This is a genomic window from Citrobacter sp. TBCS-14, from assembly GCF_005280805.1.
Classification (GTDB): Bacteria; Pseudomonadota; Gammaproteobacteria; order Enterobacterales; family Enterobacteriaceae; genus Citrobacter; species Citrobacter gillenii.
Map to the genome: position 1 here is coordinate 1 of NZ_SZWM01000245.1, position 265 is coordinate 265.

At 52.5% G+C, this 265-nt stretch carries 1 protein-coding gene; it reads right to left on the bottom strand.

Annotation, left to right across the window (positions count from 1 at the left end; translation table 11 throughout):
- A partial coding sequence (locus tag FDX22_RS30435) for a methyl-accepting chemotaxis protein (RefSeq protein WP_255432884.1) occupies positions 1–265 on the bottom strand: 265 nt, incomplete at both ends.

Below are 265 nucleotides of genomic sequence, written 5' to 3' on the forward strand. Positions count from 1 at the left end.
AGCGCCTGAATATTCTGCGTGGACTGACTGCTTTTTCTCGCCAACAACCCAACTTCTTTTGCAACAACCGCAAATCCACGCCCTTGTTCACCAGCATGCGCAGCTTCAATCGCCGCATTTAACGCCAGAATATTGGTCTGAAACGCGATGCTGTCAATCAGTGAGATGATCCCGCGCATCTCTGATGAACGGGCAACAATTGCCTGCATCGACGCATTTACCGTTGCCATCATCCGGTTGCCACCCGCAGCAATATCCCGCGCCT